The organism is Paenibacillus sp. FSL H7-0942, from assembly GCF_045040715.1.
In the GTDB taxonomy this organism is placed as follows: Bacteria; Bacillota; Bacilli; order Paenibacillales; family Paenibacillaceae; genus Paenibacillus; species Paenibacillus amylolyticus.
Window position 1 is genome coordinate 369,379 of record NZ_CP150279.1, and the last position, 24,830, is coordinate 394,208.

20 protein-coding genes are annotated in these 24,830 nt (G+C 48.1%); 14 read left to right on the forward strand and 6 right to left on the reverse strand.

The features are described from left to right. Positions 1–51: 51 nt before the first annotated feature. Both MHI48_RS01785 and MHI48_RS01790 read right to left on the reverse strand, forming a co-directional pair. Positions 52–573 (reverse strand): GerMN domain-containing protein, encoded by a 522-nt coding sequence (locus tag MHI48_RS01785; protein ID WP_405142830.1) that lies wholly within the window; start codon positions 571–573, stop codon positions 52–54. Between the two features lie 73 nt (positions 574–646). Further along, entirely contained in the window at positions 647–1,963 is a 1,317-nt protein-coding gene (locus MHI48_RS01790; RefSeq protein ID WP_405142832.1) for an N-acetylmuramoyl-L-alanine amidase, read from the reverse strand. A gap of 378 nt (positions 1,964–2,341) precedes the next feature. Between MHI48_RS01790 and MHI48_RS01795 the strand changes: the two genes are divergently transcribed. Both MHI48_RS01795 and MHI48_RS01800 read left to right on the forward strand, forming a co-directional pair. Further along, positions 2,342–3,571: an anhydro-N-acetylmuramic acid kinase gene (locus MHI48_RS01795; RefSeq protein ID WP_076329878.1), complete on the forward strand. Its 1,230-nt coding sequence runs from the start codon at positions 2,342–2,344 to the stop codon at positions 3,569–3,571. A 125-nt stretch (positions 3,572–3,696) separates the two neighbouring features. Next, positions 3,697–4,536 (forward strand): MurR/RpiR family transcriptional regulator, encoded by an 840-nt coding sequence (locus MHI48_RS01800; protein ID WP_076329909.1) that lies wholly within the window; start codon positions 3,697–3,699, stop codon positions 4,534–4,536. 147 nt (positions 4,537–4,683) lie between these two features. Here MHI48_RS01800 and murQ read toward each other — a convergent pair whose 3' ends face one another. Next, a complete protein-coding gene (murQ, locus tag MHI48_RS01805) occupies positions 4,684–5,589 on the reverse strand; it encodes an N-acetylmuramic acid 6-phosphate etherase (RefSeq protein WP_076329879.1) in 906 nt (301 codons plus the stop codon). A gap of 22 nt (positions 5,590–5,611) precedes the next feature. Next, positions 5,612–6,574 carry an N-acetylglucosamine kinase gene (locus MHI48_RS01810; protein WP_076329880.1) on the reverse strand — a complete coding sequence of 321 codons (963 nt, stop codon included), beginning with the start codon at positions 6,572–6,574 and terminating at the stop codon, positions 5,612–5,614. A gap of 356 nt (positions 6,575–6,930) precedes the next feature. Between MHI48_RS01810 and MHI48_RS01815 the strand changes: the two genes are divergently transcribed. The 7 genes from MHI48_RS01815 (at position 6,931) to nagZ (ending at position 15,018) form a co-directional block, all read left to right on the forward strand. Continuing rightward, complete coding sequence (locus tag MHI48_RS01815) at positions 6,931–8,283, forward strand: ABC transporter substrate-binding protein (RefSeq protein WP_076329881.1); 1,353 nt, start codon at positions 6,931–6,933, stop codon at positions 8,281–8,283. Positions 8,284–8,338: 55 nt separating this feature from the next. Beyond that, positions 8,339–9,262 (forward strand): carbohydrate ABC transporter permease, encoded by a 924-nt coding sequence (locus tag MHI48_RS01820; RefSeq protein WP_036616502.1) that lies wholly within the window; start codon positions 8,339–8,341, stop codon positions 9,260–9,262. A gap of 64 nt (positions 9,263–9,326) precedes the next feature. Next, positions 9,327–10,160: a carbohydrate ABC transporter permease gene (locus MHI48_RS01825; RefSeq protein ID WP_017691096.1), complete on the forward strand. Its 834-nt coding sequence runs from the start codon at positions 9,327–9,329 to the stop codon at positions 10,158–10,160. Between the two features lie 43 nt (positions 10,161–10,203). Continuing rightward, positions 10,204–11,313, forward strand: coding sequence for an ABC transporter ATP-binding protein (locus tag MHI48_RS01830; RefSeq protein ID WP_076329882.1), 1,110 nt, complete (start codon positions 10,204–10,206; stop codon positions 11,311–11,313). A gap of 48 nt (positions 11,314–11,361) precedes the next feature. Then, complete coding sequence (locus MHI48_RS01835; RefSeq protein ID WP_076329883.1) at positions 11,362–12,072, forward strand: hypothetical protein; 711 nt, start codon at positions 11,362–11,364, stop codon at positions 12,070–12,072. Next, complete coding sequence (locus MHI48_RS01840; protein WP_076329884.1) at positions 12,072–13,268, forward strand: exo-beta-N-acetylmuramidase NamZ domain-containing protein; 1,197 nt, start codon at positions 12,072–12,074, stop codon at positions 13,266–13,268. The genes MHI48_RS01835 and MHI48_RS01840 overlap by 1 nt, the downstream gene beginning before the upstream one ends. Positions 13,269–13,299: 31 nt before the next feature. Then, positions 13,300–15,018, forward strand: a complete 1,719-nt coding sequence (nagZ, locus tag MHI48_RS01845) for a beta-N-acetylhexosaminidase (protein ID WP_076329885.1) — start codon at positions 13,300–13,302, stop codon at positions 15,016–15,018. A gap of 168 nt (positions 15,019–15,186) precedes the next feature. Here nagZ and MHI48_RS01850 read toward each other — a convergent pair whose 3' ends face one another. Further along, positions 15,187–16,587 (reverse strand): serine hydrolase, encoded by a 1,401-nt coding sequence (locus tag MHI48_RS01850; protein ID WP_076329886.1) that lies wholly within the window; start codon positions 16,585–16,587, stop codon positions 15,187–15,189. A gap of 266 nt (positions 16,588–16,853) precedes the next feature. On the opposite strand from MHI48_RS01850, the gene MHI48_RS01855 reads away from it, so the two are divergent. Continuing rightward, on the forward strand, positions 16,854–18,827 hold the full coding sequence (locus MHI48_RS01855) for a methyl-accepting chemotaxis protein (RefSeq protein WP_076329887.1): 1,974 nt from the start codon (positions 16,854–16,856) through the stop codon (positions 18,825–18,827). A gap of 272 nt (positions 18,828–19,099) precedes the next feature. After that, complete coding sequence (locus MHI48_RS01860) at positions 19,100–20,296, forward strand: DUF2087 domain-containing protein (RefSeq protein WP_076329888.1); 1,197 nt, start codon at positions 19,100–19,102, stop codon at positions 20,294–20,296. Positions 20,297–20,492: 196 nt separating this feature from the next. On the opposite strand, the gene MHI48_RS01865 is transcribed toward MHI48_RS01860, so the two are convergent. After that, a complete protein-coding gene (locus tag MHI48_RS01865) occupies positions 20,493–22,493 on the reverse strand; it encodes a methyl-accepting chemotaxis protein (protein WP_076329889.1) in 2,001 nt (666 codons plus the stop codon). A gap of 446 nt (positions 22,494–22,939) precedes the next feature. Here MHI48_RS01865 and MHI48_RS01870 point away from each other — a divergent pair, with 446 nt between their 5' ends. The 3 genes from MHI48_RS01870 (at position 22,940) to MHI48_RS01880 (ending at position 24,754) form a co-directional block, all read left to right on the forward strand. Then, positions 22,940–23,644, forward strand: coding sequence for an AzlC family ABC transporter permease (locus MHI48_RS01870; RefSeq protein WP_036673217.1), 705 nt, complete (start codon positions 22,940–22,942; stop codon positions 23,642–23,644). After that, a complete protein-coding gene (locus MHI48_RS01875; protein ID WP_036673050.1) occupies positions 23,635–23,964 on the forward strand; it encodes an AzlD domain-containing protein in 330 nt (109 codons plus the stop codon). The genes MHI48_RS01870 and MHI48_RS01875 overlap by 10 nt, the downstream gene beginning before the upstream one ends. Before the next feature lie 133 nt (positions 23,965–24,097). Then, complete coding sequence (locus MHI48_RS01880; RefSeq protein ID WP_076216567.1) at positions 24,098–24,754, forward strand: SGNH/GDSL hydrolase family protein; 657 nt, start codon at positions 24,098–24,100, stop codon at positions 24,752–24,754. Positions 24,755–24,830: the final 76 nt, after the last annotated feature.

Genomic DNA, 24,830 nt, shown 5'->3' on the forward strand with positions numbered 1-24,830 from the left:
TCAGATTGGAACGTCCCTGGGGACGTTCTTTTTCCATTGTTGTCTGATCATTTAGGGTTCGCGATGAATGGGGTGCTCCAGCTCGGCATGACCCATCAAACTATCAACGGCTTCACCATCCACCAGTATATCCAGACTCTTCACTTCATCAAATTGAAACATCGTTGTTGTTAAAGCTTCCAATGCGAGCAATTCTCCACTGGTACCGAGGTTCGCTTCAGCGGGGATATGAACATCCAAAGTCACCGTACCCTCAGCATATTGGACAGAGAGCAATTCCACCTGCTCCCAGAGGGAAACAAGCTCTGAATCGGTGTTTGTTTGCAACGCTGCAAATGTTTTTTCATATTTTTCGGAGTCATCCTTGTACTCAATTTCCTGCTCTGTTTTCTCTAGCTCAAGTACCTGAGAGTCTGCCAAATATACATCGACGGCTTGTGTATTCATTGTGCCCAGATCCACCTCCGTTTCGGATGGGTTTGGTGCCTGCACCTGTCCTCCCTGAACAGCAGGTTCATTCGAACCGGATTGGCTCACTGGCTTCTGGGCACATCCAACTCCGATAAGGATCAAGCATGATAATATAAGTGCACAACCTAGCTTCTTATTCAAAGAATCACTTCCTTTATCTGATTTATTTGATGATTTATAGGCCCAAATACTCCTTGATTCCATCGGCTATCGCTTGAGCGGCTTTCATCTGAACAACTTCGGACGACATCAGTTCTTCATCGAGCACATTACTCAAGAATCCCACTTCCAAAAGCACTGCAGGCATGGTCGTGTCTCGGATTACTTCCAAGTTGCCATTCTTCACACCACGATCTCTGAGACCCATGGCTTTCACCAAACGTTGATGAATGATAGTAGCTAATTCCTTGCTGTTACTGCGTTGATAATAATATGTCTCCGTACCTGTGGCTTGGGGGGCGGACTTCACGCTATTGCCATGGATAGATACAAATACATCCGCATTTAATTGATTGGCGAGTTGAACACGCTCAGGGCGGGTCGGATAGGTATCACCTTCACGAGTCATCACCAATTCGATATTGGGTTCATTGAGCAACAGGGCTTGTACTTTGTGAGCTAATGCCAGATTGTATTCCTTTTCGGGTTTGTTCGTGATGCTGATCGTCCCTGGATCACTGCCACCGTGTCCTGGATCGATGACCACAACCTTGCGTCCTGAGTCGCCTACTGGAGTGACTGGAGCAGGTGTGACATTGTCACCCGCAACATTCAGATCAATAATCAGTTTGTCGGCAATGACGTTCTGGTTGTACTGGACATCCTTCACATTATTCAATTCTACGACAATGCGAACTTGTGCCGGTTCTCGTTTGAACAGTGAATATCTCACTTCTGTCACATTGGGATAACCGCTCACATCCAACTTGCCATTGAGTCCTTGATCCAGCGGCTGGGAGATATCGCCAAAGGTGGCTCCGGGCAAGTCCACAACCAGACGATCAGGGTACTTGAGGGTCGTTACTATCGGCTGAACGGCCCCATCGGTGGATAACACGAGCTGATTATTGGCAAATTGGATATCGGTAACCTGAGCGGTAGAGCTTGAATCCCCTTTTCCAGGACTATTTCCTGGTTCAATAGCAGGTTCCTTACTGGTGTTTGTTAAGTATACGATCTTGTCTTGATTGTTCCATCTCACCTTAAGCCCCATTTGTTCACTGACAAATCGAATGGGCACCACCAGCGTTTTATTCAAAATCTGCGGTGCTGTGTTCAAAGTGACTTGTTTGTCAGCAACCATGGCTTGCTTTTGATCGACGGTAAGAGAAATCGTCTGTTGATCTTGCTGAATTTTTACAGTGCGTGCTTGTTGGTTCCAATCGACTTTGAATTTCAAATTTTCGGCAACGACACGAATCGGGATCATCACGTTTTTATTGATAATCGTTACCTGTACATCACTTGGGAGGACTAATTCCTCTCCATCCATAAAGATTTTCGACGTGCTTGCAGCGGCATTTCCCTGATTAGGGAGCAAAACGAGTAAGAATAGACTCAAAAACAGTAGTAAAATGGTTTTCTTCATTATGCACCTCGACTAATATTAGATCATTTTCTTAATTCCAAAATATCCCTACATAATATAAACGGTAAAAATGTAAAAATGTTTCTCTTCTGATATCTAATTATCAATTGATGGATGAAAACATGATGTGTGATCTCAAATGGGATGAATATTTCTCTTTATATTTTTAATGATGTAATTAAATTTCATATAATGTTTGACTTGTGAAATTTAATATCATATACTGGGTGAAATTATGGCAGGATGACGTGTTCATCGGGTCTTGCAGGAGGTTGGAAGTGGATGGATACAGGCAGCTATCCGATGTGGGAGAAGTATCGTTTGAAGCAGGAGCATCTGGTCATCGGACTAATGTCAGGAACGTCACTTGATGGAACTGACGCCGCACTGGTGCGTATTCAAACCGATATGAGCGGGGCATTACAGCAGATCGAGCTGGTTGATTTCGTCTGTGTGCCATATTCGAATGGATTGAGAGACGTACTGATCCGGTTATGTTCACCGGAGACGGCGCGTGTCGACGAGCTGACAGCCGCGCATTTTGGTGTATCGGAGTGGTATGCGCATAGCGTTACGGAACTGATACAGTCTGCCGGTATCTCAACGCAGCAGGTGGATATGATTAGCATGCATGGACAGACGGTATGGCATGCTCCTGTAGCATCTGCATTTCCAGGGCCAACGGGAGCAAGTATTGATGTGGTATCGACATTGCAGATCGGTGAATGTGCTGTCGTTCGAGAACGGACAGGACTGCCAGTGATTGGCAACCTGCGAGCAAGGGATATGGCGGCTGGTGGGGAAGGTGCCCCGCTTACGCCTTATGCGGATGCTCTGATGTTCCGAAGCCTGACGGAAGGGCGGCTGGTGCAGAATATCGGCGGCATTGGCAATGTGACGGTGCTTCCCTCCGAGTCATCTACCGAAGGTATTTCGGCATTTGATACGGGACCAGGGAATATGGTGATGGACGCCATTGTGCGGCAGGCAACGGATGGACGGAAGCATTATGATCCGAATGGAAGTATTGCCGCACAGGGGAAGGTCGATCAGGGTCTGGTAGACCTGTGTTTGGAGGATGAGTATTTCAAAAGACTTCCACCGAAAAGTACCGGGCGAGAAGTATATGGAGCCGCGTATGCAGTGAGACTGATGGAGATGGCCGCAAAGCGTTCCTTATCTCTTGAAGATACGCTGGCTACTGCCACCTGTCTGACCGCGGAAACCATCGTGAGTGCAGTGAAGGATTTTATCCTGCCCAAGGTGCAAATATCGGCCATGCTCGCGTGCGGTGGTGGCACTTCCAATGCCACGTTAATGGAGATGATCCGTCAGAGACTACCGAAGGATATCCGTTTGGAGCGAACGGCAGATTATGGTATACCCGATGATGCTCGGGAAGCCATTGGATTTGCTTTACTTGGCCATGAGGCACTTATGGGAAGAACCAATACACTTCCGGCAGTAACCGGCGCAAAACACGCCGTAATCTCGGGCAATCTCACACTTTAGTGAGACCTGAATTTAATATGAGTTCAGTTATGGAAGGGCGAGGAATTCGATTAGACGCGAGTGGAATTATAAGATAAAATGCTTGTACATGAATGCAGTACGGAAAGGAGGAGCGAATGGAAGGCATGAAAGGTGGACTTGTACGTTTACGCGCATTAATGGATGACTTGACCCCGTCCGAACGGAAGATCGGAGCTTATATTCTCGATCACCCGCAAGAAACTGTTCAATCCTCGGTGGCCCAGTTGTCTGAAAGGAGTGGAGGCAGCCCAGCTGCCATTATCCGTCTCTGTAAATCACTGGGTGTAACGGGTTTTCAGGAGCTGAAGCTGAAGATTGCCGGAGATTTGCAGACGAGTGAGCCATATCAATATACGGAGATTCGTCCCCAGGACTCCATGGAGAGCATTATTCAGCATGTGTCCGCAAACAATATTCAGTCGGTGAAGGATACGGTTCATATTCTGGACCCACGTCTGGTGGAAAAAGCTGTGCACGTGCTTCATCAGGCAAACCGGATCTTTTTCTATGGAGTAGGGGCCTCCAACCTGATTGCGCTGGATGCACATTACAAGTTCATGCGAATCAATCGCACAAGCTTTTCGTTCGCCGATCCGCATATGCAGATTTCGTCCGCAACGACGCTTCGTGAGGATGATGCGGTTGTATGTATCTCGTATTCAGGGGAGACGTCGAACGTAATCTCCTGTCTCAAGCATGCTCATGATGGTGGTGCAGCGACAATCAGCATTACCAAGTGGGGCAGCAATACACTCAGTAGTATGGCGGATGTGCCCCTGATGATTACTTCTACCGAAAGTGATATTCGGAGCGGAGCAACTTCGTCACGGATTGCACAGTTGAACGTGATCGATATTTTGTATCTGGCGATTGCCAGTCGGGATTATAACCAGTCGGTGGAATATTTGGAGAAGAGCCGACAGGCTATTCTGGAGCACAAGTGAAGTAGAACCATATGAATCCCTTTCTGCTTATGCAGGAGGGGATTTTTTGACGGATTATATCCGCCTTTAGAATAAAAAAATAAAAAAAAGAGCCCAGACTAATGTCGGACTCCTCTCTTTCAACCTCTAATAATCCCCCTGTATGTCTCAGGAAGGCCCCGCAATGGCGCTGCGGACAAATCCGTCAGCCAGATCAAGCCTGTGCTGGGCTTCCGTTGCGTCCACACCTGCCATCAGCATGACGATTGCCGTTTTTACATGACCGTCTGCACCGGTAAAAGCCTCTTCAATATCCGCTTCATTCGCTCCGGTTGCCAGATGGATCATGCGTTTGGCCCGATGAACAAGCTTCTCGTTCGAAGGGTTCAGATCAACCATGAAATTACGGTAAACCTTGCCCAGACGAATCATGGCGGTAGTGGTGAGCATGTTCAGAATCATTTTCTGGGCGCTGCCTGCCTTCATACGTGTTGAACCCATGACAACCTCTGGGCCGACAACAGCCTCAATGCTCACATCAGCCAACAGGGTCATCGGCGTGCCTGTATTATTACTCAGGCTGATCACCGTAGCCCCGATCTCCTTGGCGTGTCTCATCGCACCCAGCACATACGGCGTTCGTCCACTGGCTGCAATGCCAACCACAACATCGTTTTTTTCTAAGCCATGTTCATCAAGGTCGGCAGCTCCCAACTCCTCATTATCTTCAGCACCTTCAACCGGGTCCTTCACTGCCCGGAATCCCCCTGCAATAATACCCTGCACCATGGAGGGCGGGGTTCCGTAGGTAGGCGGGCATTCGGAAGCGTCAAGTATTCCTAATCGTCCACTGGTACCTGCGCCTACATAAAAAAGCCTGCCGCCAGACTGAAACGCCTCCAAGATCCGATCCGCAGCTTGAGCAATGACCGGAATGAGGGGCTGAATGAGCTCCGCAATCCGTTGATCTTCCTTATTAATGAGCTCCATAATTTCTGCCGAAGGCAATTCATCTATATGATCCGTTAGTGGATTGGGTTGTTCTGTTAGTAGTGAATTCAGCATGTGATTCATCCGTATGGCCTCCTTCTCTCTTTTAAAATGATTCATTCAGGGAACAGCGTCTTCTTGCCAGTTGTGCTGCGCCAACCGCTGGAGCGGGGGCATCTTCACGATATACAAAGTCCAACTCTTCATAATATTCAGATAACTTGTGAATAAATGTATTTCGGAAAAGTGTTGCGTATCGAAACAGTGATCCGGACAGGACAACCGGAGTGGATGCAAATTCGGGATGACGTGCAATCAGCGCCTTGGCGGTATCCGCCAATTGTGAGGCTTCGTCAATGATCAGTGCGCGGGCGGCCTCATCTCCGAGTTCAGCAGCTTCTATAGCTAGGCGGGCGATGGATGCGGTCTCGGTTTTGCCCCAATCCGTCTGATACACCCGCGTCTTTAGCTCCGATATATCCCGAAGGTTCAGATTCTTTAGAAGAAGCGGGGTTAAACGGGTGGGAGGAAGAACGCCGTCATAACTCTGCATAACCACTTGGAGTGCACGCTGCCCAATACGATAGCCGCTCCCCTCATCTCCGAGCAGATGACCCCAGCCTCCTGCACGGTATCGCTCGCCTTCCCGCGTAAATCCGTACACGATGGACCCTGTTCCAGAGATGCATAATACACCGTGCGTATGTCCGAGAGAGGCCATCAGAGCAATCTCTCCTTCGGATACAACCCAGACTGGACAACCTTCTGATGCCTGTTGATTACGACTCTTCATATAGTTATTTACTGCTTTGGCTACAAGTTGCCGTTCTTGGATCGTATCTACACCTGACATACCAAGGCATATACCCTCACAATTTGTCGATAAATCACTTATTAGATTAAATAGCTGTTCCAGCACTCGTTGCAGTTCGGAAATGGCCTGTTCAGTGGATACGCTGTGAGGATTCGTGGGACCGCCGCTGAGTCGGGCGAGAATTTCACCAGATTCAGAAATGATTGCTGCATCAGTATTGGTACCGCCTCCATCTATGCCTACATATACTCGCAAAGTGGCTCACCTCGCTTGCTTGGGTTTTCTTTTTACATAGTATAGTTGCATGAAAAGAAAAAGTAAAATTAAATTTTATAATAAAAAAAAATGTTGAATTTTTATTTTACAACTCATATAATGAATTCAATCTACAATTTCGGAAGGAATTAATACTGTTAATGTCAATTAAGTTGACGTTAATATTGCATTTAAGAGATTTAGCCTGCGACTGGCAGGCCCAATCTACAGGGGAGGTGCTTTTCCTTACTGCCGCGTGTATAGGTGGATTGCGTTTGAAGGCCGAACGATCACAAAGGGGTAGCATGGTTAGGCAATGAAAGAATCGGATGATGACATGCAAAGGAGATGAAGGGATGAAAAAGAAGGGTCTGGTATGGGCAATGTTGTTGATGATGGTCTGGGTTACAGCCTGTGGGAATAGCGGAGGTGCTGCTTCGGATGACCCGAATGCCGATGATACGGTAACGGTATGGACCTATCCTGTACATGGCACATATGAAGATGAACTGAAGGATCTAATCTCTGATTTCAATAAAGAACACCCGAACATTACCGTGAAGACGGAAATTCTTTCCTGGGCGGAAGGGCCCAAAAAATTCGATGTCGCTCTGAACGCAGGTAACCCGCCGGATCTTTATTTTCATAGCGTAGACGGCACATATGTGAATACGGGATTGGCACTTGAGCTGGACAGCTACCTGACACCTGAGATCAAGGACGACTACCTGCCAGGTACGCTGGATTTAGGCCAGATTCAGGGGAAACAGTATGGACTGCCTTTGTATCAATTCCAATGGGCTTGGGGTGGCAACAAACGCATTCTGGAGGAAGCAGGCATTGATTGGAAGTCCATTCAACAAAATGGCTGGACCTGGTCCGAATTCAACGATGCTGCTGCCAAGCTGACCAAAACGCTGGATGGCGGGGCCAAGCAATATGCACTGGTTACCGATGGAACCTCGCTTGACTTCATTGAAATGCTGTCTCGTAACAACGGGATGATCGATGTTCTTGATAAAGACGGCACGTTCCAATGGAATGATGGTCGCATTCTGGATACCCTCTCTTTTATCAAAAACCTGATGGATCAAGGGTATATGCCGAAGGAAACGGCGGCTCTCGCTCCAGCGAAACGGACGGATATGTTCTACGCGGGGGAAACGGCGATCATCTCTAAAGCGATTCCTTATTATGATGTGATGATTCAGAACCGCAACAAGGACATCGATGATGGCAAGGTGCAGGGAGAGAAGATTGATTTTGTCCTGTTGCCTGTACCACATAATGATGATCAACCTGCGGCCACAACGATGGGCGGCGAAGGGTATGTAGCCTTCAAACAGAAAAAGGACAAGGGCGAACAGCATGCTAAAAATACGTTCCTGGTGATGGAGGCGCTTAGTGGTGCCAAAGCAGGGAACTCGGCCAATGAACTGGCGCTTCCATTCGTAAGACAGTCCCAGGTGGATCTGTTTAAAGGAAAAGAGCTTGGTCAACCGGATAATCTGGCTGCTGCAAAAGTCATGGCAGAAAATATCGCCATGCCGGTTGTACTTGAACTGGATATCGACAAAGCATCTCAGCAAAAACAATTCAAGGAACAGGTTGTGAAGCCTAATATTCAGGCGCTGTTCTCGGGTGAAAAATCACCGGAGCAGATCGCAGAAGACTTCAAGAGCAGAGGCCAGCAGATGTTTGGACAATAACTCGGACAATCAAACATAACGTAAAACCACACTGATTAGGAGAGGAGGATTCGCTATGCAGACCGCCCTTGCGCCAAAATCGTCAGTGCCCCGGACTTCCCGGGTTGCCCGGTTTTGGCGAGACTACGGGTGGGCGTATTTGTTTATTTTGGCGCCTGTCCTGCTGTTTCTCATTTTCACACTGTATCCCGTTCTGACGGCTCTTGTGATGAGCTTCCAGAAATACAATATTATGAACTCGACGTGGGTTGGATTGGATAACTACGAGCGTTTGGTGAAGGATGAGACATTCTGGAAGTCGATTAAAAATACAGTCATCTTCACCGTAGGCACAGTCCCGGTCAATATTCTCATTACATTTGTACTGTCCTATTTCATCTATCAAATGAAAAGCAAATGGCAGACATTTTTCAAAGCTACCATGTATCTGCCTGCGGTAGCCTCCGGGGTGACCATCTCCATTGTATGGCTGGCGATCTTTGACCCGACGGATTCAGGACTGCTCAACCGTTTCCTCGGTCTGTTCGGCCTGGACCCGGTAATCTGGCTGGGCCAGTCGGGAACGGCACTCTTTTCCCTCATTCTGATGAACTGGCTTGGATCGCACGGAGCGGGCATTATTCTGTATCTGGCAGCCATGGGTGGTATTCCGAAATCGCTGTACGAGGCGGCGGATATTGATCATGCCAGCGGCTGGACCCAGTTCAGCAAGATTACATGGCCGCTGCTCAAACCAACGACGCTGTATCTGCTCGTCACGGGTGTCATTACATCCTTCCAGGTGTTTATCTCGGTATATCTGATGACACAGGGTGGGCCAAACTTTGCGACAACAACAATCGCTTATCTGATCTACGAGACGGCATTCAAGTTCTATGAATTCGGATTGGCTTCTGCACAGTCGTTTGTACTGGCGATTATCATCATTGTCATCTCCGTCATTCAGTTCAAATATTTCTCCAGCGATATTGAGTATTAGAGGTAGTTCAAAACACGAACTATTAGAGCACGTTGCATTAAGCATCCGGGGGTGAATGAAATCCATGAAATCAACACAGAAAAAGATACTGCTCGTTGTTGCATCCATTCTGCTGGTGGTCTGGGCGCTGGTGACGGTCATTCCGATGTATTGGATGCTCGTTGGTTCGGTGCAGGATAGTGCGATGTCGGCTTCGTTTAAACCACAGATGATTCCGGAGCAGTTATCGTTATCACCATATGAGCGCTTTTTTGCCAAAACCGATGCCTGGCGCTGGTTATACAATTCGCTGCTCATCTCGATTATTCTGACCGTAACGAATGTATTCTTTGCCTCCCTGGCGGGATATGCGTTTGCCAAACTGAAGTTTCCGGGTAGTCAGGCGGTATTCTGGACTTTGCTTGGGACAATGATGATCCCGGCGCAGGTGACGCTGATTCCTTTGTACATTCTGATGGTCAACGTGTTTGACCTAGGGGACACGTATACGGCCATTATTCTGCCTGCTGCCGTTAGTGTGGGCAACATTTTCTTGATGAAACAGTTCATGTCTACGCTGCCCACATCGCTGATACATGCGGCACGTATCGATGCATGTAGTGAATTCGGTATCTTCTGGAAAGTCATTCTGCCGATGGCAAAGCCGGGAATCGCGGTGCTGGCGATATTCACGTTTGTGGCTTCGTGGAACGAATTCTTCTGGCCGTTCCTCATTACCAATTCCAACGAGATGCGTACCATTCAGGTGGGGCTGGCCTCGTTTGTATTTGCCGAATCAACGGACTTCGGCGCAATGATGGCTGGGGCTACAATAGGTGCGCTGCCCATGATCATTCTGTTTTTCTCACTGCAACGTTATTTCCTACAAGGCATTACGATCGGTGCAGTAAAAGGTTAACTGTTAGTTCAGGACAAGCGACAACGTAAAGGGGGATCTACCTATGGCACGCGTGGAGTTTCGCCAAGTGCGCAAAGAATTCAAAGACGATCATAAAGGAACGTTCACGGCTGTGGCCGGCTCGGACTTTGTTATAGAAGATAAGGAATTCGTAGTGTTTGTGGGTCCTTCGGGCTGTGGCAAGACAACGTCACTGCGGATGATTGCCGGACTTGAAAAGCAAACAAGCGGTGATATTGTGATCGGTGACCGGCTAGTTAACGATCTGCATCCGAAGGATCGGGATATCGCGATGGTGTTTCAGGATTATGCACTCTATCCGCATATGACCATCCGCGAGAATCTTTCCTTTGGCCTGAAAAACCTGAAAAAGCCAAAGTCCTACATTGATGAACAGGTGCAGAATGCGGCCTCCATTCTGGGACTGGAAGCTATGCTGGAGCGCAAACCACGCGAGCTGTCTGGTGGTCAGCGCCAGCGTGTTGCGGTGGGACGGGCGATCGTCCGTGATCCGCAGGTGTTTTTATTCGACGAACCACTGTCCAATCTGGATGCCAAGTTGCGGGTACAGATGCGGGTGGAGTTGGGTGAGCTGCATAAACGTCTCGGTGCCACGATTGTGTACGTGACGCATGATCAGGTAGAAGCCATGACACTTGGGGAACGCATCGTGGTCATGAATCATGGAGATATTCAGCAGGTGGCTTCACCGAAAGAATTGTATGCGAGTCCGCGGAATATGTTTGTTGCCGGATTTATCGGTTCCCCGGCGATGAACTTCATCGATGCCCGGATTGAAGGCACGCAGGTTGTCGTGGACGGTGCATCATTCACCTTGCCAGAAGATCTACTCGCTCGTCTTCAGAGTCATCAAGGCAAGCCGGTGATTATGGGTCTCCGTCCAGAGCATATTTTTGGTGATGATGTCGCTCCGAATATCCCAACAGACCATATGCTGCAGGCACGAGTTCAGGTTGTAGAACATCTGGGCTCCGAGAATTTGGTGTATTTCCATTCCGGTGCCCGTACTGTTACGGCCAAGGTCCACCCGGAAACACATGCTTATGTAGGTATGGACAAAATTTTTGTACTGGACCTGCGTAAGGCACACTTTTTTGATCCAGAGACGGAGCTTGCGATCGGACGTGAGTAAGAGACGATGCCTGGTGAAGAAGGAACGGTGAGAAAGGGGAGAATAAAAATGCGTAAGCTGAGTGAAGTATTGATCAAGTCGGGTGCGGAAATCTATCGGGATATTATTTCGGTGGCCTTGTACAGTGTCGTTAGCTCCATCGTTTTGATTCCCATTCTGATGTTTGCTCCGTTGCCGATCGCGGTGCTGCTTCTGGCCTTGATGTATATGCCCATCCTGTTCGGGGTCTGTTATGCCATGCATCACAGATTGGAACGTAAGGAACGGCGCAATGGACTTAAGGATATTTGGGTCGGAACATTGAAGGGAATAATCCCGGGAGGATCGTTGGGTGTGCTTTTCGCGGTGCTTGGCTTCATTCTATGGTCAACCTGGTGGTATTACGGTGGACAGGGTGGAATTACAGGTACAGCAGTGGGTGTATTCCAGACGTTCTTTGTCCTCATGGCGCTGATGTCACAGTTCTATACCTGGCAGCTTGTTTTACAAAAAAACATGGGCATCGTTCAGGCGATGGGGGAAAGTGTAAAGCTGTTCTTCCGTCACCCGGGGTACACGATGGGCGCTTGTTTTCAGGCCATGTGCCTGACGGCTCTGCTGATGCTGACTGTCGTTGGTTTCGGAGCGCTGTTTGGAGGTATGTTTGCCATTTATCAGCATAAGGTTGCTCTTAATGTGCTGGAGCCTGAAGAAGAGCCTGTCGTAACAGGTGGTAATGATCACCAGCATACAGGCTGGGTCAGCCAGGGGAATGTGTGATGGGTCAATTGAATGGGACCGAGCAGATCCCGGCTGTAAAAACGGGAGTTGATCTTCTGTCCAGAGGGTTATCGCATCCATGGATAACGGGTAACCGAATCGGTCTAATTACAAACCCGACTGGTAATACAGCGGATTTTGTATCGACAATAGATGTGTGCGCCGGACTGGCTAATACCGAGCTTACAGCGCTCTATGCCTGTGAGCACGGACTGTATGGAGAGCTTCAGGCGGGTGTCAGATTCGGAGACATGCTTCATCCACGTCTGGACATTCCGGTGTTCAGCCTGTATGGAGATTACAAGAAACCTACGCCTGCAATGCTGGCTGGAGTGGATACGGTGCTGTTCGACATTCAGGATGTGGGTATCCGTTATTACACATATGCCTCAACCTTGTTCCATATGATGGATGCCTGTGCTGGAGCAGGCAAACGTATGCTGATTCTGGACCGTCCCAATCCGCTGGGTGGAAACGTTGTGGAAGGCGGTGTGCTGAACGCGGGGTATGAATCACTCGTTGGCGCTTGGCGTGTACCTGTACGTACGGGATTGACGATAGGTGAACTCGCCCTGATGGTTAACAGCGAGATGGATGTACCTTGCGAATTGGACGTGGTTACCATGGAAGGATGGCAGCGATCCATGGAGTTTGCGGATTGTGGGCTTCCCTGGATGTTACCCTCTCCCAATATGCCCACGCTGGACAGTGTGCGGGTATATGCAGGTACGTGCCTGTTCGAAGGCACTAATGTATCGGAGGGCAGGGGCACGACCCGCCCATTCGAGTGGATTGGAGCCCCCTGGATTGAGGGTGAACGTTTGGCGGAACGATTTCGGGAATACAAGCTGGAAGGTGTACATGTGCATCCAGTATACATGTCCCCAACATTCTCCAAACATGCAGGTGAGCTGTGTGGTGGCGTAAGGATTTTTGTAACGGACAGCGGGAAATTCCGGGCGGTAGAGACAGGGTTGGTGCTTTTGCATGAACTGGTGTCACTCTATCCGGAGCAATTCTGCTGGCTGGAGCCACCAGAGCCGGGTTCAAGGTACTTTATCGACCTGCTGGCAGGGGGTAAGGAAGCCAGGGAAACGATTCATGACCGTGCGGAATTCATTCGTTTAATGAACGCGTGGAATGTACAGGCAGCGGAATGGAAGGAGCGGCGAAAGCCGTTTTTATTATATGAATGAACGGATGTTTGTTAGCGGAGGGAGGCATGAAATGAGTGGGCCAAAAGAGTTATACCAGTCGAAGCTGAAACAGATGACCTTGCGTGAGAAAATCGGGCAAATGCTGCTTTGTGGCTTTCGTGGCACCGAAGCTGCTGGCGATGTGGAATCCTTTCTCCGAATGTATCCAATCGGTGGCGTAATCTACTTTGCTCGCAACGTTGAGTCGCCAGAGCAGGTAGAGCGGTTATCGTCAGGGTTACAACAGATTGCCAAAAGCAGCGGTAATGTGCCGCTCTGGATATCCATTGATCAGGAGGGCGGCATGGTTGCACGAATTACCGAAGGAATCGCCTTGATGCCTGGACCAATGGCCATTGCCGCTGCCGGTTCCATTGACGATGCATATCAGGCGGCATATATCAGTGGGTTGGAGCTGAAGTCCATGGGCATTAACATGAACTTTGCTCCGGTATTGGATGTTAACAATAACGCGGCCAATCCGGTCATCGGTGTACGATCATTTGGCGAATCTCCACAATCGGTTGCAGAATATGGGGCCAGAACCATTGCGGGAATACAGGACGCTGGGATTGCAGCGACAGCCAAGCATTTCCCGGGGCATGGGGATACGGATACCGATTCCCATCTGGATCTCCCGATCATCACTCATGATCGGGAACGGGTAGAGCGCCTGGAGTTGATTCCATTCCGAGCGGCTATCGCCGAAGGTGTCGATGCCATGATGTCGGCGCATATTTATTTCCCTGCACTGGAGCCAGAGCGTCTGCCCGTAACGCTATCGCAAACCGTATTAAGCGGTCTGCTTCGCCAGGAACTGGGTTATGAGGGCATGATCGTGACAGATTGCATGGAGATGGATGCCATTGCCGTGAACTATGGCACTGTCGATGCAGCCGTAATGGCGGTAGAGGCCGGGGCAGATCTGGTGTTAATTAGCCATACGGCTAAGCTTCAGGCAGAGGCATTTGATGCTTTGTTAGCTGCTGTGAGGAGCGGGCGGATTAGCGAGAGACGTATTGATGAGTCGGTGAATCGCTTGCTGATGTACAAGGCGAAACGTGGTTTGTTAGAGAGTGAAACGGGTGGCGCAGGTGATGAGGAAGTGTATGGTGTAGTATCGAATGTATCATTGCCAAAGGCATCAAACGCTCCTGCTCTATCCAGTGGGTCGGAGCGCAAAAGTTCATTACACCAAGAGGTTGCTCGCCGTATTAGCGAGAACAGTATCACACTGGTGCGCGATCAGCTGAATATGCTGCCTCTGAAACCGGAACGTACGCTGGTCATAACGGTTGCCACGTCCGTGACGTCAATTGCCGACGAACAGCTGACTCAGACGTTCACCTTGGGCTCAGCCTTATCCATGTATGGTCTGGATGTTGTCGATCTGACGGTCACGCCCGAGGAGGTTGCCATTCGTTCCGCCCGTCTGCTTCAGGCAGCGGAAGCAGATGACATTCGGCAGATTGTGGTGGGAACCTACAATGCGGGAAGTCCCTCTGGCGATCCACAGTGCAGGCTGATTGGTTGGATACAGCAATTGGGTAAACCACTTGCTGTAGTGGCATTGCGAAGCCCCTATGATCTGCTGGCGCTTCCGGATGCCCAGGTCTATGTAGCGGCTTACGAGAGCCGACCACTTGCCATGGATAGCGTCGCTCAGGCGATGATGGGGCGCATTCATTTTGCCGGGAAACTTCCTGTAACATTAAAGCAGACAGATGATGAAAGAGCGGATGTCTCCTAGGCAGTGATAAGAATATGAGTAAAACTACCTTTTGCAGGATGGAGAAGAGATGGATTGTGGGTTGAGCGAAACGGAAGTGTGAGTCGTTAAAATGAGAACATATACAACACAAAGAGACGATCCTTTAAAGGACCGTCTCTTTGCTCATTATAAGCTATTAATTATAGATTATTGCAATTGCAGTGCTTTGGCTGTCTGTGCCTCAACTTCATCCAAAAGTGAAGTCATGTCCATACCTGCGTGGTTGCCAAGCAGGATAATGGTGATATCATCGGACAGATTACGTGAAAAGGCTGTGGCAAACCCGCCACCACTACCGTTGTGGAAGACGGTACGGTTTGCGCCATTCTCTTTGAGAATCCAGGCGTAGCCATAGTTTTTATCAGAATAAGGCTCATACATCTGTTCAATCGTATCCTGGCTTAGAATCTTGTCCGTATACAGCGCACGATCCCATTTCAGCATATCGTCCACCGTGGAATAGATGGTTCCTGATCCGGATTGAGACACATAGTAAGGTGCAGTTACCCATGCGTTATCTTCTTGAACAAAACCACTAATCGTGTGCACTTTACGGGAGGCCTCTCCCGAATTCTTCATACCAAGTGGTTTCAGTATCGTCTGCTGCACGTAGTCGGCATAACTCATGCCAGATACCTGTTCAACGACGTATGCAAGTAAAACATACCCGCTGTTGCTGTACAGATAGGCACTTCCTGGTTCAAACTTCAGCGTTTTGTGGCGAATCTCCTCTACAGTCTCTTCCATAGAAGTTCCTTCACCCCGACCAAATGCAGATGGCAGACCTGAAGTCTGGGATAACAGCATATGCAGCGTGATCTGATCTCCCTTTGGTATACCAGAGATATACTTGGAGATTGGATCTTGCACATTAATCTTACCATCCTCCACGAGACTCAGAATGGACGCGGCCGTGAAGGATTTGCTCAGCGATGCGATTCGAGTCTTCTGATCCGGGCGGTTCAGCGTCTGTTCATCGGCAAGTCCGTAGCCTTGCTTTAGAAGTACTTCACCATCGCGGGCGATCAGAGCCATACCTGGATAGTTGATCTCGCGCAGATACGTATCAACGCTGGCAACCTCGCTGTTCAGCAGACTGACTTGATCAGTGACCATACTTACACTCATCTGCCCCGTGGCTGTACGTTGGACCTTGATGTCTGCTTTGATTGCATTAGCCATGGCCCGAACAGGTACCATCAACGTACCGTTAACGGTGCGTGAATTCACACCTGTAGCTAGATCGACCTTGTTTACTTTAATGGAATTGCTGCCAGCCTGATGGATCAGCTTGTCTCTGCCAACGGTAATGGTAGCCGTCTTCGTGCGATTATCCCATTTCAACGTGCCTTTAACCGATGTGACCACATCCCGCAGTGGAACAAACGTTGAGCCTTTGATGATAAGTGGTGCGTTCTTCCAGGATTGTTGCTCACCATTCACTTCAATGTGAACTGCTTGCGTCGCCTGCGCTGCGGATGCCGTAATACCAGCCTGTCCCAGAATCGGGCCTGTACACAGGATGAGCGCTAACAGAATGCGGAACATGGATGAATATACCGTGGAAATACGTTGTCTTTCATTTGACTTGCGTAAGATTTGAATCCTCTCCTTCCAATCGTTTCATGAATAGCCAGCTTATGAGCATTGTAAACGATCTCGCTAAGGGGGTCAAAACGAATAGAAGGATTAGGTGAATCCATCTAAACTGACCAAAAAGATTAAATTTATTCTAATTTAGTATCTATACATAATATTTTTACAGCAAATGTCCGATAAAAGGATGGGTGAAGATTATGATGGGGGATAGTTTAATGAAGAAAAGGATTCGAAATTGGTTTACTTTAACCGTAAAAAAACGCCTGATCGCTGCATTGCTCCTGTTCCTGATTGTACCGAGCATTACTGTTGGTTGGTTGTCTTATCAAAAAGCTGCTGACCAGGTTAAAATGGAAATTATTCGTTCCGCACAAGCCAAAACAGAAATGCTTAGTCTGCAGATAAATCAAATGCTGGATATGGAGAAGGATAACGCAGCGCAGATGGCTACGGGTATTACTTCAAACGATATTATTAATAAATCCCCTGCACTGCAAAGGCAGATGGATCGGATGTCTCAGAATCATAAGGAACTGGGTGTACTCACCGCAGGTGCGGAAGATGGCAGCTGGATGAAATCTCCTGATCCCGGGGAACAGATCTATGACCCACGTGAACGTTCATGGTATACGATGGGCATGTCCCAGGACGAACCTGTAATCTCGGATACGTTCCAATCGGTCACAACAGGTGAATGGGTTGTAACGGCAGCTGCCAAGCTGGCTGATGGCAAAGGGGTATTCGGGGCCAATGTCAGTCTCAATCATCTGAAAGAATCCGTTGATCAGATACGTATTGGTAAAGAAGGCAAACTGTACATGCTAGATAACGGGGGTAAATTCCTGTTCCACTACAATATTGAATCCGGTACACAGTCGGATGAAAGCTACATTAATGAGATGTATACGAAGGAAAGTGGAACGGTGAAGTATACATATGATGGTCACGAAGTGGAAGCTGTGTATTTCACCAATCCGGTGACAGGTTGGAAAATTGTTGGCGAGATGGTTCCTTCCGAAGCAAGTGAAGCTGTAATGCCTATTTTGATCCGTGCAATTACAATTGTGGCATCTGCATTGGTTATCGGGTTGATTCTGCTTATATTCATTATCCGCAGCATTCACCGGCCATTGCTGCAATTAACGCAGGCAGCATCCAAAGTAAGCGCCGGGGATCTCACCGTTCGGGTAGGTTTACAGCGCCGGGATGAGTTTGGACAGCTCGGGGAAAGCTTCGATATGATGACGACCTCACTCCGTAGTGTGCTTGGAGAAGTACATGATACGTCCAGCCAGCTGGCGGCGTCTTCTGAAGAACTGATGGCAAGTTCCGAGCAGACATCCAAAGCCACAGAACAGGTGGCCGAACTGATGCAGGATGCAGCTGCGGGAACGACTTTGCAGAACAATAGTCTTGCTGCTACAGGTCAACTTGTGGGCGAAATGTCCATTGGAGTCAAAGAGATCTCATCAAGTGCTGAAGACACCGCTCGTATCGCTCTGGATGCATCCACTAAGTCGGAAGCGGGTATGGTTACAGTAGAAGAAGCGGTTACCCATATTCAGCAGGTGAATGATGAGAGCAAAGCCATGTCTGTGGTCATTGAGGATTTGCGCGCGAAAAATGAAGAGATTCTTGTGATCGTGGCCGAGATTACGGCCATTGCCAAGCAGACGAACATTCTCGCTTTGAATGCATCTATTGAAGCTTCAAGAGCTGGCGAGCAAGGGCGCGGATTCGCGGTCGTAGCCAACGAAGTGAAGACACTGGCTCACAGTTCAGGCGCTTCAGCCGAGCGGATTAATGAGCTTATGCATGAAATGCAGGAGAAAACCAATGCGGTGCAATCCACTTTTGCCCGTACGGGAGAAGGTATGGTGAAGAGTTCGCAGATGGTTACAGAAGCGGGCGAAGCGTTCAATAACATTCGTACTGCGGTTCAGTTGGTGGCTGCACAAGCTGGAGAAGTATCCGCGGCTTCCCGTCAGATTGATGGCGGCATGAGTCATATTAACAAGGCAGTAAGTGATACCATGGTTCTGTCGGACAGAATTGCCTCTGGAACGGAAGATGGATCAGCGGCGGCTCAAGAACAGTTGGCTACAATGGAAGAGGTTGCAGCTTCTTCGGCAGCATTGTCACGTATGGCTGAAGATCTGCAAAGCATGATTGAACGGTTTAAGTTGTAACAGAGATTGAAATGATAATGATTGAGGATAAATGCTTATGGAAGGTGCTGAAATGCCCTTTCTGCGATGAGACTGCAGGGTTGCGACCCTGCGGTCTTTTTTCTGTTGAACAAGGGGCATCCGTTATGTCTTTAAACATAGCATTCTTTTCCGTTATATTGACATAAAATAAACAAAACTATATTATATCTATAAATAAACAAACATAATTATAAAATATTTGATTGATATACGGTTGGAATGACCATACAATGATAAAAAGGAGCTTTTACATGAAATCATCGGAATCCTGGTTGCAAACAGCTTCATTGGAAGAGATCAAGCGTGGTTATATGGAGGAGGGTCCCGCCTATATATGTGTCTGCTGCGGATACAGGACGGAATCGGGGATTATCTATCCTGAAGAAGGAGTGCTCTATGAGGCAGCCCGTTATATGCGAGTGCATATTGAGAAGGTTCATGGATCGGTATTTGAATATTTGCTGGAGCTGGATAAAAGCGTAACCGGATTGTCTGATGTCCAGCGGGGCTTGTTGTCACAATTCTATGAAGGCAAGAAGGATGCTGAAGTACAGAAGACCCTTGGCATCGGGAGTGCTTCCACGATCCGGAATCATCGGTTTGTATTAAAGGAGAAGGAACGGCAGGCCAAGATATTTCTGGCATTAATGGAGCTTCTCAAGAGTAAAGATACCCAAGCCCCGGCTGAATGGGTGTCGTCGGTGACAAGACATGGGCATACGATCCATCCGAACTCATTTGATATTACAGAACAGGATCGGGAGAAGGTGTTAAACAAGTATTTTCCAGAGGGTACTGGCGGTCGGCTGACGACATTTCATATGCAGCAAAAGCATAAATATATTGTGCTCATCGAAATTGCCAAACGATTCGAGACAGAGCGCAAATATTCCGAGAAACAGGTCAATGAGCTGCTGAAGGAAGTTCATGATGATTACGTGGAAATACGGAGGTATCTCGTCGACTATGGTTTGCTGGAACGTGAGCCAGACGGCAGTCAGTATTGGTTGGGAAGCCACACAGATCAACAGAGCGCCAAAGTTGGAAAACAGAAGCGCAAAGAAAAGGGGGAGCAGGAGAAGATGAATCGTCGCAAAGAATTGCAGGAACAGGCCAAAGAAGTTAAAACGGAAGCGGGCGTCTACCAAATTCGGAATGAACGTAACGGTAAAGTTTATATCGACAGCACACTGAACCTGAAAACCATTAACGGACAACGGTTTATGTTACAGATGGGTAGCCATCTGAATCGAAGATTGCAGGCTGAATGGAATGAATATGGAGAGACTGCGTTTGTGATTGAGGTGCTGGAGACATTGAAACAAGACGATAACCCGTATTACGATTCCAAAGATGCACTCGCCAAATGTCTGAATCGCTGGTTTGAACAGTTAGAGCCCTACGGAGATCAAGGGTACCACGGAGATAAAAAGCAATCTGCTGAATAGGAGAGGCATTTTCCTCTCTAAAATGCCTGACCTTTTATAACCCATAAGCCCCTTTGCCAATATGATGGCAAAGGGGCTTTGGGTGTTACAGACTACTTATTATTATATAAGTTGAACTAATCTTTTACACGATAACAGCGATTGGAAGGTTATTCTGTCATCGTAGTGTCAGTGTAAATAATCTTTGGTTCAACGATTACAGCTTGAATTGTTCCACCAGCTTCTGCAGCTTGTGAGCCAGATGGGCAAGGGAATCAGCAGAGGATGATATCTCCTGCATGGAAGCCACCTGCTCCTCCGTAGCAGCAGAGATGTTCTCTGTTCCATCGGCATTGGTTTCCGATATGGCGTGGATCTGATCAATGGATTGCACCACTTCGGCTGTACTTGCAGACATCTGTTGTGAGGCGGCTGCAATGTTCTCAAGCTGATGATTGACGACCCCAACAGCCTCACTAATCTGGGCAAAAGCTTCATCTGCAAACTGAACGGCACGAATGCCGTTGCTTACATCCTGTTGCCCGATCTGTACATTGTGATTGGCCATTGAAATCTCCTGTTGAATCGCTCCGACCATCTCTACAATCTTCTGGCCGGACAGGCTCGATTGTTCCGCCAGCTTGCGGACTTCGCTGGCAACAACGGAGAAGCCACGTCCATGCTCACCTGCACGTGCTGCTTCTATAGAAGCATTGAGAGCAAGCAAATTGGTCTGTGCAGCGATATCTGTAATGACAGATACCATCTCACCAATGGATGTGGAATGCTGTTCAAGTCGTCCAGCAGTATCTGCCATACCTTGCACAAAGCGACTGACGGAACTCATCTCGGATACGGCCGTCTGCATGGTAGCATTCCCTTTATCCGCGAGCTCACTTGCTTGCATGGCAGCTTCGGATACTTGCTGTGTGCTGTTCGTTACCTGTCCCACACCTCCAGCAAGTTCATTCATCTGCAGTGCCGTATGTTTCAGGTTGCTTGTTTGTTTCTCAAGTCCAGCTGCGGATTCTTCCGTGATTAGGGCGACTTGCTCTGTTGCTTTGGTTGTCTCCGATGAGTTGACTGCCAATTGTGTGGATGAGGCGGTTAACTCGTCAGCCGTGTGTCGCACGTCCTGAATAACGGTTCGCAGGGATTCGCTCATCTTATTGAAGCTGGTGCTCAGCTTGCCGAATTCATCCTGTCCCAATACAGCAACTTCGATGGTCAGATTACCATTACTAATTTCGTCAGATGCCTTCACCAAGCGGTTCAGTGGTTTGGTGATTGATTGCACAATCCAGAAAATAATAATGGAGCTTACCGCAATTGCAATCGCTACAACAATAAGTGTGGTGTATAGGATTGGACGGACAGAAGCCGTCACTTCCCCACTGTCAATGACACCAACCACGGTCCAACCCGTCGTTTCATTGGTGGAGAAAAAGGCGTGTTCCTGGTTTCCATTTAGCGTATAAGTCAGACTTCCGTTTTTCTGTGCAAAAATATCTTTATAGGGTGCCATGGTTCCTTCGGTCCCCGGTTTTTCGGTAGGATGTACAATGATTTTATTGGCATTATCAATGATATAGATATAACCCTTCTCGCCAATCTTCGTGGAGTTAACCGTTTTCGAGAGGGCTTCAAGCGATAGGCTGACAGAGACGACACCATGGCCATCCGCTGAGGTCTGAGCTACCGAAGCAACAACATTGCCGGTATTGCTTGATAAGTAGGGGGTGATTACGGTAGGGACATCTTTGTTCTGCGTAGCAGCCTGATACCACGGGCGTTCGCGCGGGTCATATCCTTCTTTGTTCACCGCAGTTACAGGGGAGTTAATATACACGCCCTGATCGGTACCGATGGAGGCAAGTTCTACGTCATCATGCGTTTCCTTATAAGCGTCGAGCAAGGTACGGATGGTATCTGTTTCGTCACCCTGATTGGGTCCGACATTGCCTGCATCCAGCTGACTTGCCAGGAAATCAACATTTTTGCGTGTTGCACCAATGATCTGGTCAATGGTCTGGTTGAGCACAGTAACACTGCTGATCGCGTTCTCATACATTTTCTCTTCAACCTTGGCATCAGCTGTTTGGAACGAGATAATGCCCAGACTAATGGTTGGAATGAGCAATACAATGGCAAATGACAAAATCAGTTTCTCTCTCATCTGCATTGTTCTTTTGACCCCTTGTTTACGAATTTTTTTCATACACATTCCCCCTCTGTGTAACCCATCCCCATGTCTAGTGGACAAGCCCATCTGGTAAAAGATATTTCATTCCATCCTTTCCAGAAGTTTCTGGTGCTATCGTATGACAAATTTCGCGTTTATTCAACATAATTTATGAGTTTCGCGAAAATATTTTTCGATTTTGTAGGTATTTAGGATTACATCTGTTCTATAAAAAGTAATCTGTCTCTCCCTTAGTGCACATCTTGTGGTATATTTCTGAATTAATGTGAAGTGAATTCTGCAAAATGTGAAATCCATAAGACATGTAACTGGTCATGTTGAATACACAAAGAAGTTGTTTTCATGAAGAGTGGACCTGGATGGATCTACATCCATATATATCGGTTTATGGGGACTGAAATTGGAGAGGGGTTGTAAGGCAGTTGGACCAAAGTACACTACAGATATCTGGACAGGAGAACATGGAAGAGGTCCAGGATCAAGCTACATTCATGCAGGGGGTCAAAGATTGTATCCCAACCCTGCTTGGTTATTTGAGTATTGGCTTTGCGGCGGGTGTTATTGAAATGACCGCAGGTCTGAGTCTGGCGGAAACGGCACTGCTCAGCCTGATTTTATATGCAGGATCGGCTCAGTTCATTGCAGCAGGCATGCTCGCATCGAATGGATCAGCAATAGCCATCATGTTCACCATATTTTTTGTGAATCTTCGTCATTTGCTGCTCAGTGCAGCTGTATCACCGTATTTTCGGCATCTGACCCCGCTTAAAAATATGTGGATTGGTTCACTGCTTACCGATGAGTCTTTCGGCGTTGCGATGACACGTGCAATTGGCAGAGAAAGGCTCAGTGAACGCTGGATGCACGGTCTGAATATTACCGCATATCTGAACTGGTTCGTGGCTAATATGGCGGGAGCGTACTTTGGACGCTGGATCACCAATCCTGAACGACTGGGTCTGGATTATGCCCTGCCAGCGATGTTTATTGGACTGGTTGTACTCCAGTTGGTGCATCGCAAAAACAAAAAAATACACATTAATGTGGCTATTATCGCCGTTGTCTGTGTAATCTTCGCCAGCATGGCTTCACTTGGCAGCATGAGTGTCATTGTGGCTGCGGTCATTGCGGCAACGATGGGAGTGTTCATGGAACGATGGAAGTAAGATGGGATGTATTCTGGATTATTATGGGTTCGGCGCTATTAACATTTATCCCGCGTGTACTGCCACTGATGCTGTTCAGCAAGATACAGATTCCAATGTGGTTATTACGCTGGCTGGAGTATGTACCCGTAGCAGTCATGGCAGCACTGATTGGTCAGGAACTGTTCATGTCGGGCAACCAGTTAGTGCCGATTAGGCACAATGCAGCTCTGTGGGCCTCCCTGCCTACGATTGCAGTAGCCATCTGGACACGCAGTCTACTTGGAACCGTATTGGTCGGTATTGTGGCTATGATGATTTTGCGATATTGGATCGGATAATTGCTAGGAGAGTCATAAGATGGCGACCCTCAGTGATGAAAACGCTATTTTCTATTGTAGCCGAAAGGGATAAAATGGAGACTGAGGTGTTCAGTGTTTCCATTTTGCACAAGAGGAAGGAACGATTTCAATCATGAGTACAAGTCCATCCGTTATATTGTTTCAGGGAGACTCGATTACAGATGGGGGAAGATCACGCAATGATGATCCGAATCATTTTCTCGGCCATGGGTATGCGTATCTGATCTCCAGCAAACTGGGTATGGAACTGGCGGGTAAGCAAAAGACCTTCTATAACAGAGGCATCAGCGGGGATCGGGCATCCGATCTGTACGCACGCTGGAATGAGGATACCATTAGTCTAAAACCGGACCTGATCAGCATCCTGATTGGGGTTAATGATGCCTGGCGCACGATGAATGGTGAACCTAGCGGGGTAACGGATCGTTTCGGACGGGCGTATCGCCATTTGCTTGAAGAAACTCGGGAAGTGATGCCGGATACGGGGCTGATTTTGATGGAGCCGTTTATTCTGAGAACCGGAGCAACTGCGGAGAAATGGGAAGCCTGGGAAGAGTACATCGGTCAATATCAGAAACTGGCTCAAGGTCTTGCTGAAGAATTTGGAGCTGTGTGGGTGCCATTGCAGCAGACGTTTAATGACGCTCTGAAACAGGCGGATGCAGCCTACTGGTTGTGGGATGGCGTACATCCAACCGCAGCAGGTCATGAGCTGATTGCACGCCAATGGTTGTCTGTTGTACAGAATTCTTCGCTTGCGATTGTGTAACGACAACAACAGCGGACAGTTGCGGTATGGGCAGCAGCATTAAAGATATTCAGGATTAGTTGAGGACATAAGATAG

What these genes read in the sequence shown, in the direction of transcription:
- MHI48_RS01790 (WP_405142832.1), bottom strand. Translation starts at nt 1,963, where the DNA reads ATGGATGGAGAGGAATTAGTCCTCCCAAGTGATGTACAGGTAACGATT.
- MHI48_RS01795 (WP_076329878.1), top strand. Translation starts at nt 2,342, where the DNA reads ATGGATACAGGCAGCTATCCGATGTGGGAGAAGTATCGTTTGAAGCAG.
- MHI48_RS01800 (WP_076329909.1), top strand. Translation starts at nt 3,697, where the DNA reads ATGAAAGGTGGACTTGTACGTTTACGCGCATTAATGGATGACTTGACC.
- murQ (WP_076329879.1), bottom strand. Translation starts at nt 5,589, where the DNA reads ATGAATCACATGCTGAATTCACTACTAACAGAACAACCCAATCCACTA.
- MHI48_RS01815 (WP_076329881.1), top strand. Translation starts at nt 6,931, where the DNA reads ATGAAAAAGAAGGGTCTGGTATGGGCAATGTTGTTGATGATGGTCTGG.
- MHI48_RS01820 (WP_036616502.1), top strand. Translation starts at nt 8,339, where the DNA reads ATGCAGACCGCCCTTGCGCCAAAATCGTCAGTGCCCCGGACTTCCCGG.
- MHI48_RS01825 (WP_017691096.1), top strand. Translation starts at nt 9,327, where the DNA reads ATGAAATCAACACAGAAAAAGATACTGCTCGTTGTTGCATCCATTCTG.
- MHI48_RS01830 (WP_076329882.1), top strand. Translation starts at nt 10,204, where the DNA reads ATGGCACGCGTGGAGTTTCGCCAAGTGCGCAAAGAATTCAAAGACGAT.
- MHI48_RS01835 (WP_076329883.1), top strand. Translation starts at nt 11,362, where the DNA reads ATGCGTAAGCTGAGTGAAGTATTGATCAAGTCGGGTGCGGAAATCTAT.
- MHI48_RS01840 (WP_076329884.1), top strand. Translation starts at nt 12,072, where the DNA reads ATGGGTCAATTGAATGGGACCGAGCAGATCCCGGCTGTAAAAACGGGA.
- nagZ (WP_076329885.1), top strand. Translation starts at nt 13,300, where the DNA reads ATGAGTGGGCCAAAAGAGTTATACCAGTCGAAGCTGAAACAGATGACC.
- MHI48_RS01850 (WP_076329886.1), bottom strand. Translation starts at nt 16,587, where the DNA reads ATGTTCCGCATTCTGTTAGCGCTCATCCTGTGTACAGGCCCGATTCTG.
- MHI48_RS01855 (WP_076329887.1), top strand. Translation starts at nt 16,854, where the DNA reads ATGAAGAAAAGGATTCGAAATTGGTTTACTTTAACCGTAAAAAAACGC.
- MHI48_RS01860 (WP_076329888.1), top strand. Translation starts at nt 19,100, where the DNA reads ATGAAATCATCGGAATCCTGGTTGCAAACAGCTTCATTGGAAGAGATC.
- MHI48_RS01865 (WP_076329889.1), bottom strand. Translation starts at nt 22,493, where the DNA reads ATGAAAAAAATTCGTAAACAAGGGGTCAAAAGAACAATGCAGATGAGA.
- MHI48_RS01870 (WP_036673217.1), top strand. Translation starts at nt 22,940, where the DNA reads ATGGAAGAGGTCCAGGATCAAGCTACATTCATGCAGGGGGTCAAAGAT.
- MHI48_RS01875 (WP_036673050.1), top strand. Translation starts at nt 23,635, where the DNA reads ATGGAAGTAAGATGGGATGTATTCTGGATTATTATGGGTTCGGCGCTA.
- MHI48_RS01880 (WP_076216567.1), top strand. Translation starts at nt 24,098, where the DNA reads ATGAGTACAAGTCCATCCGTTATATTGTTTCAGGGAGACTCGATTACA.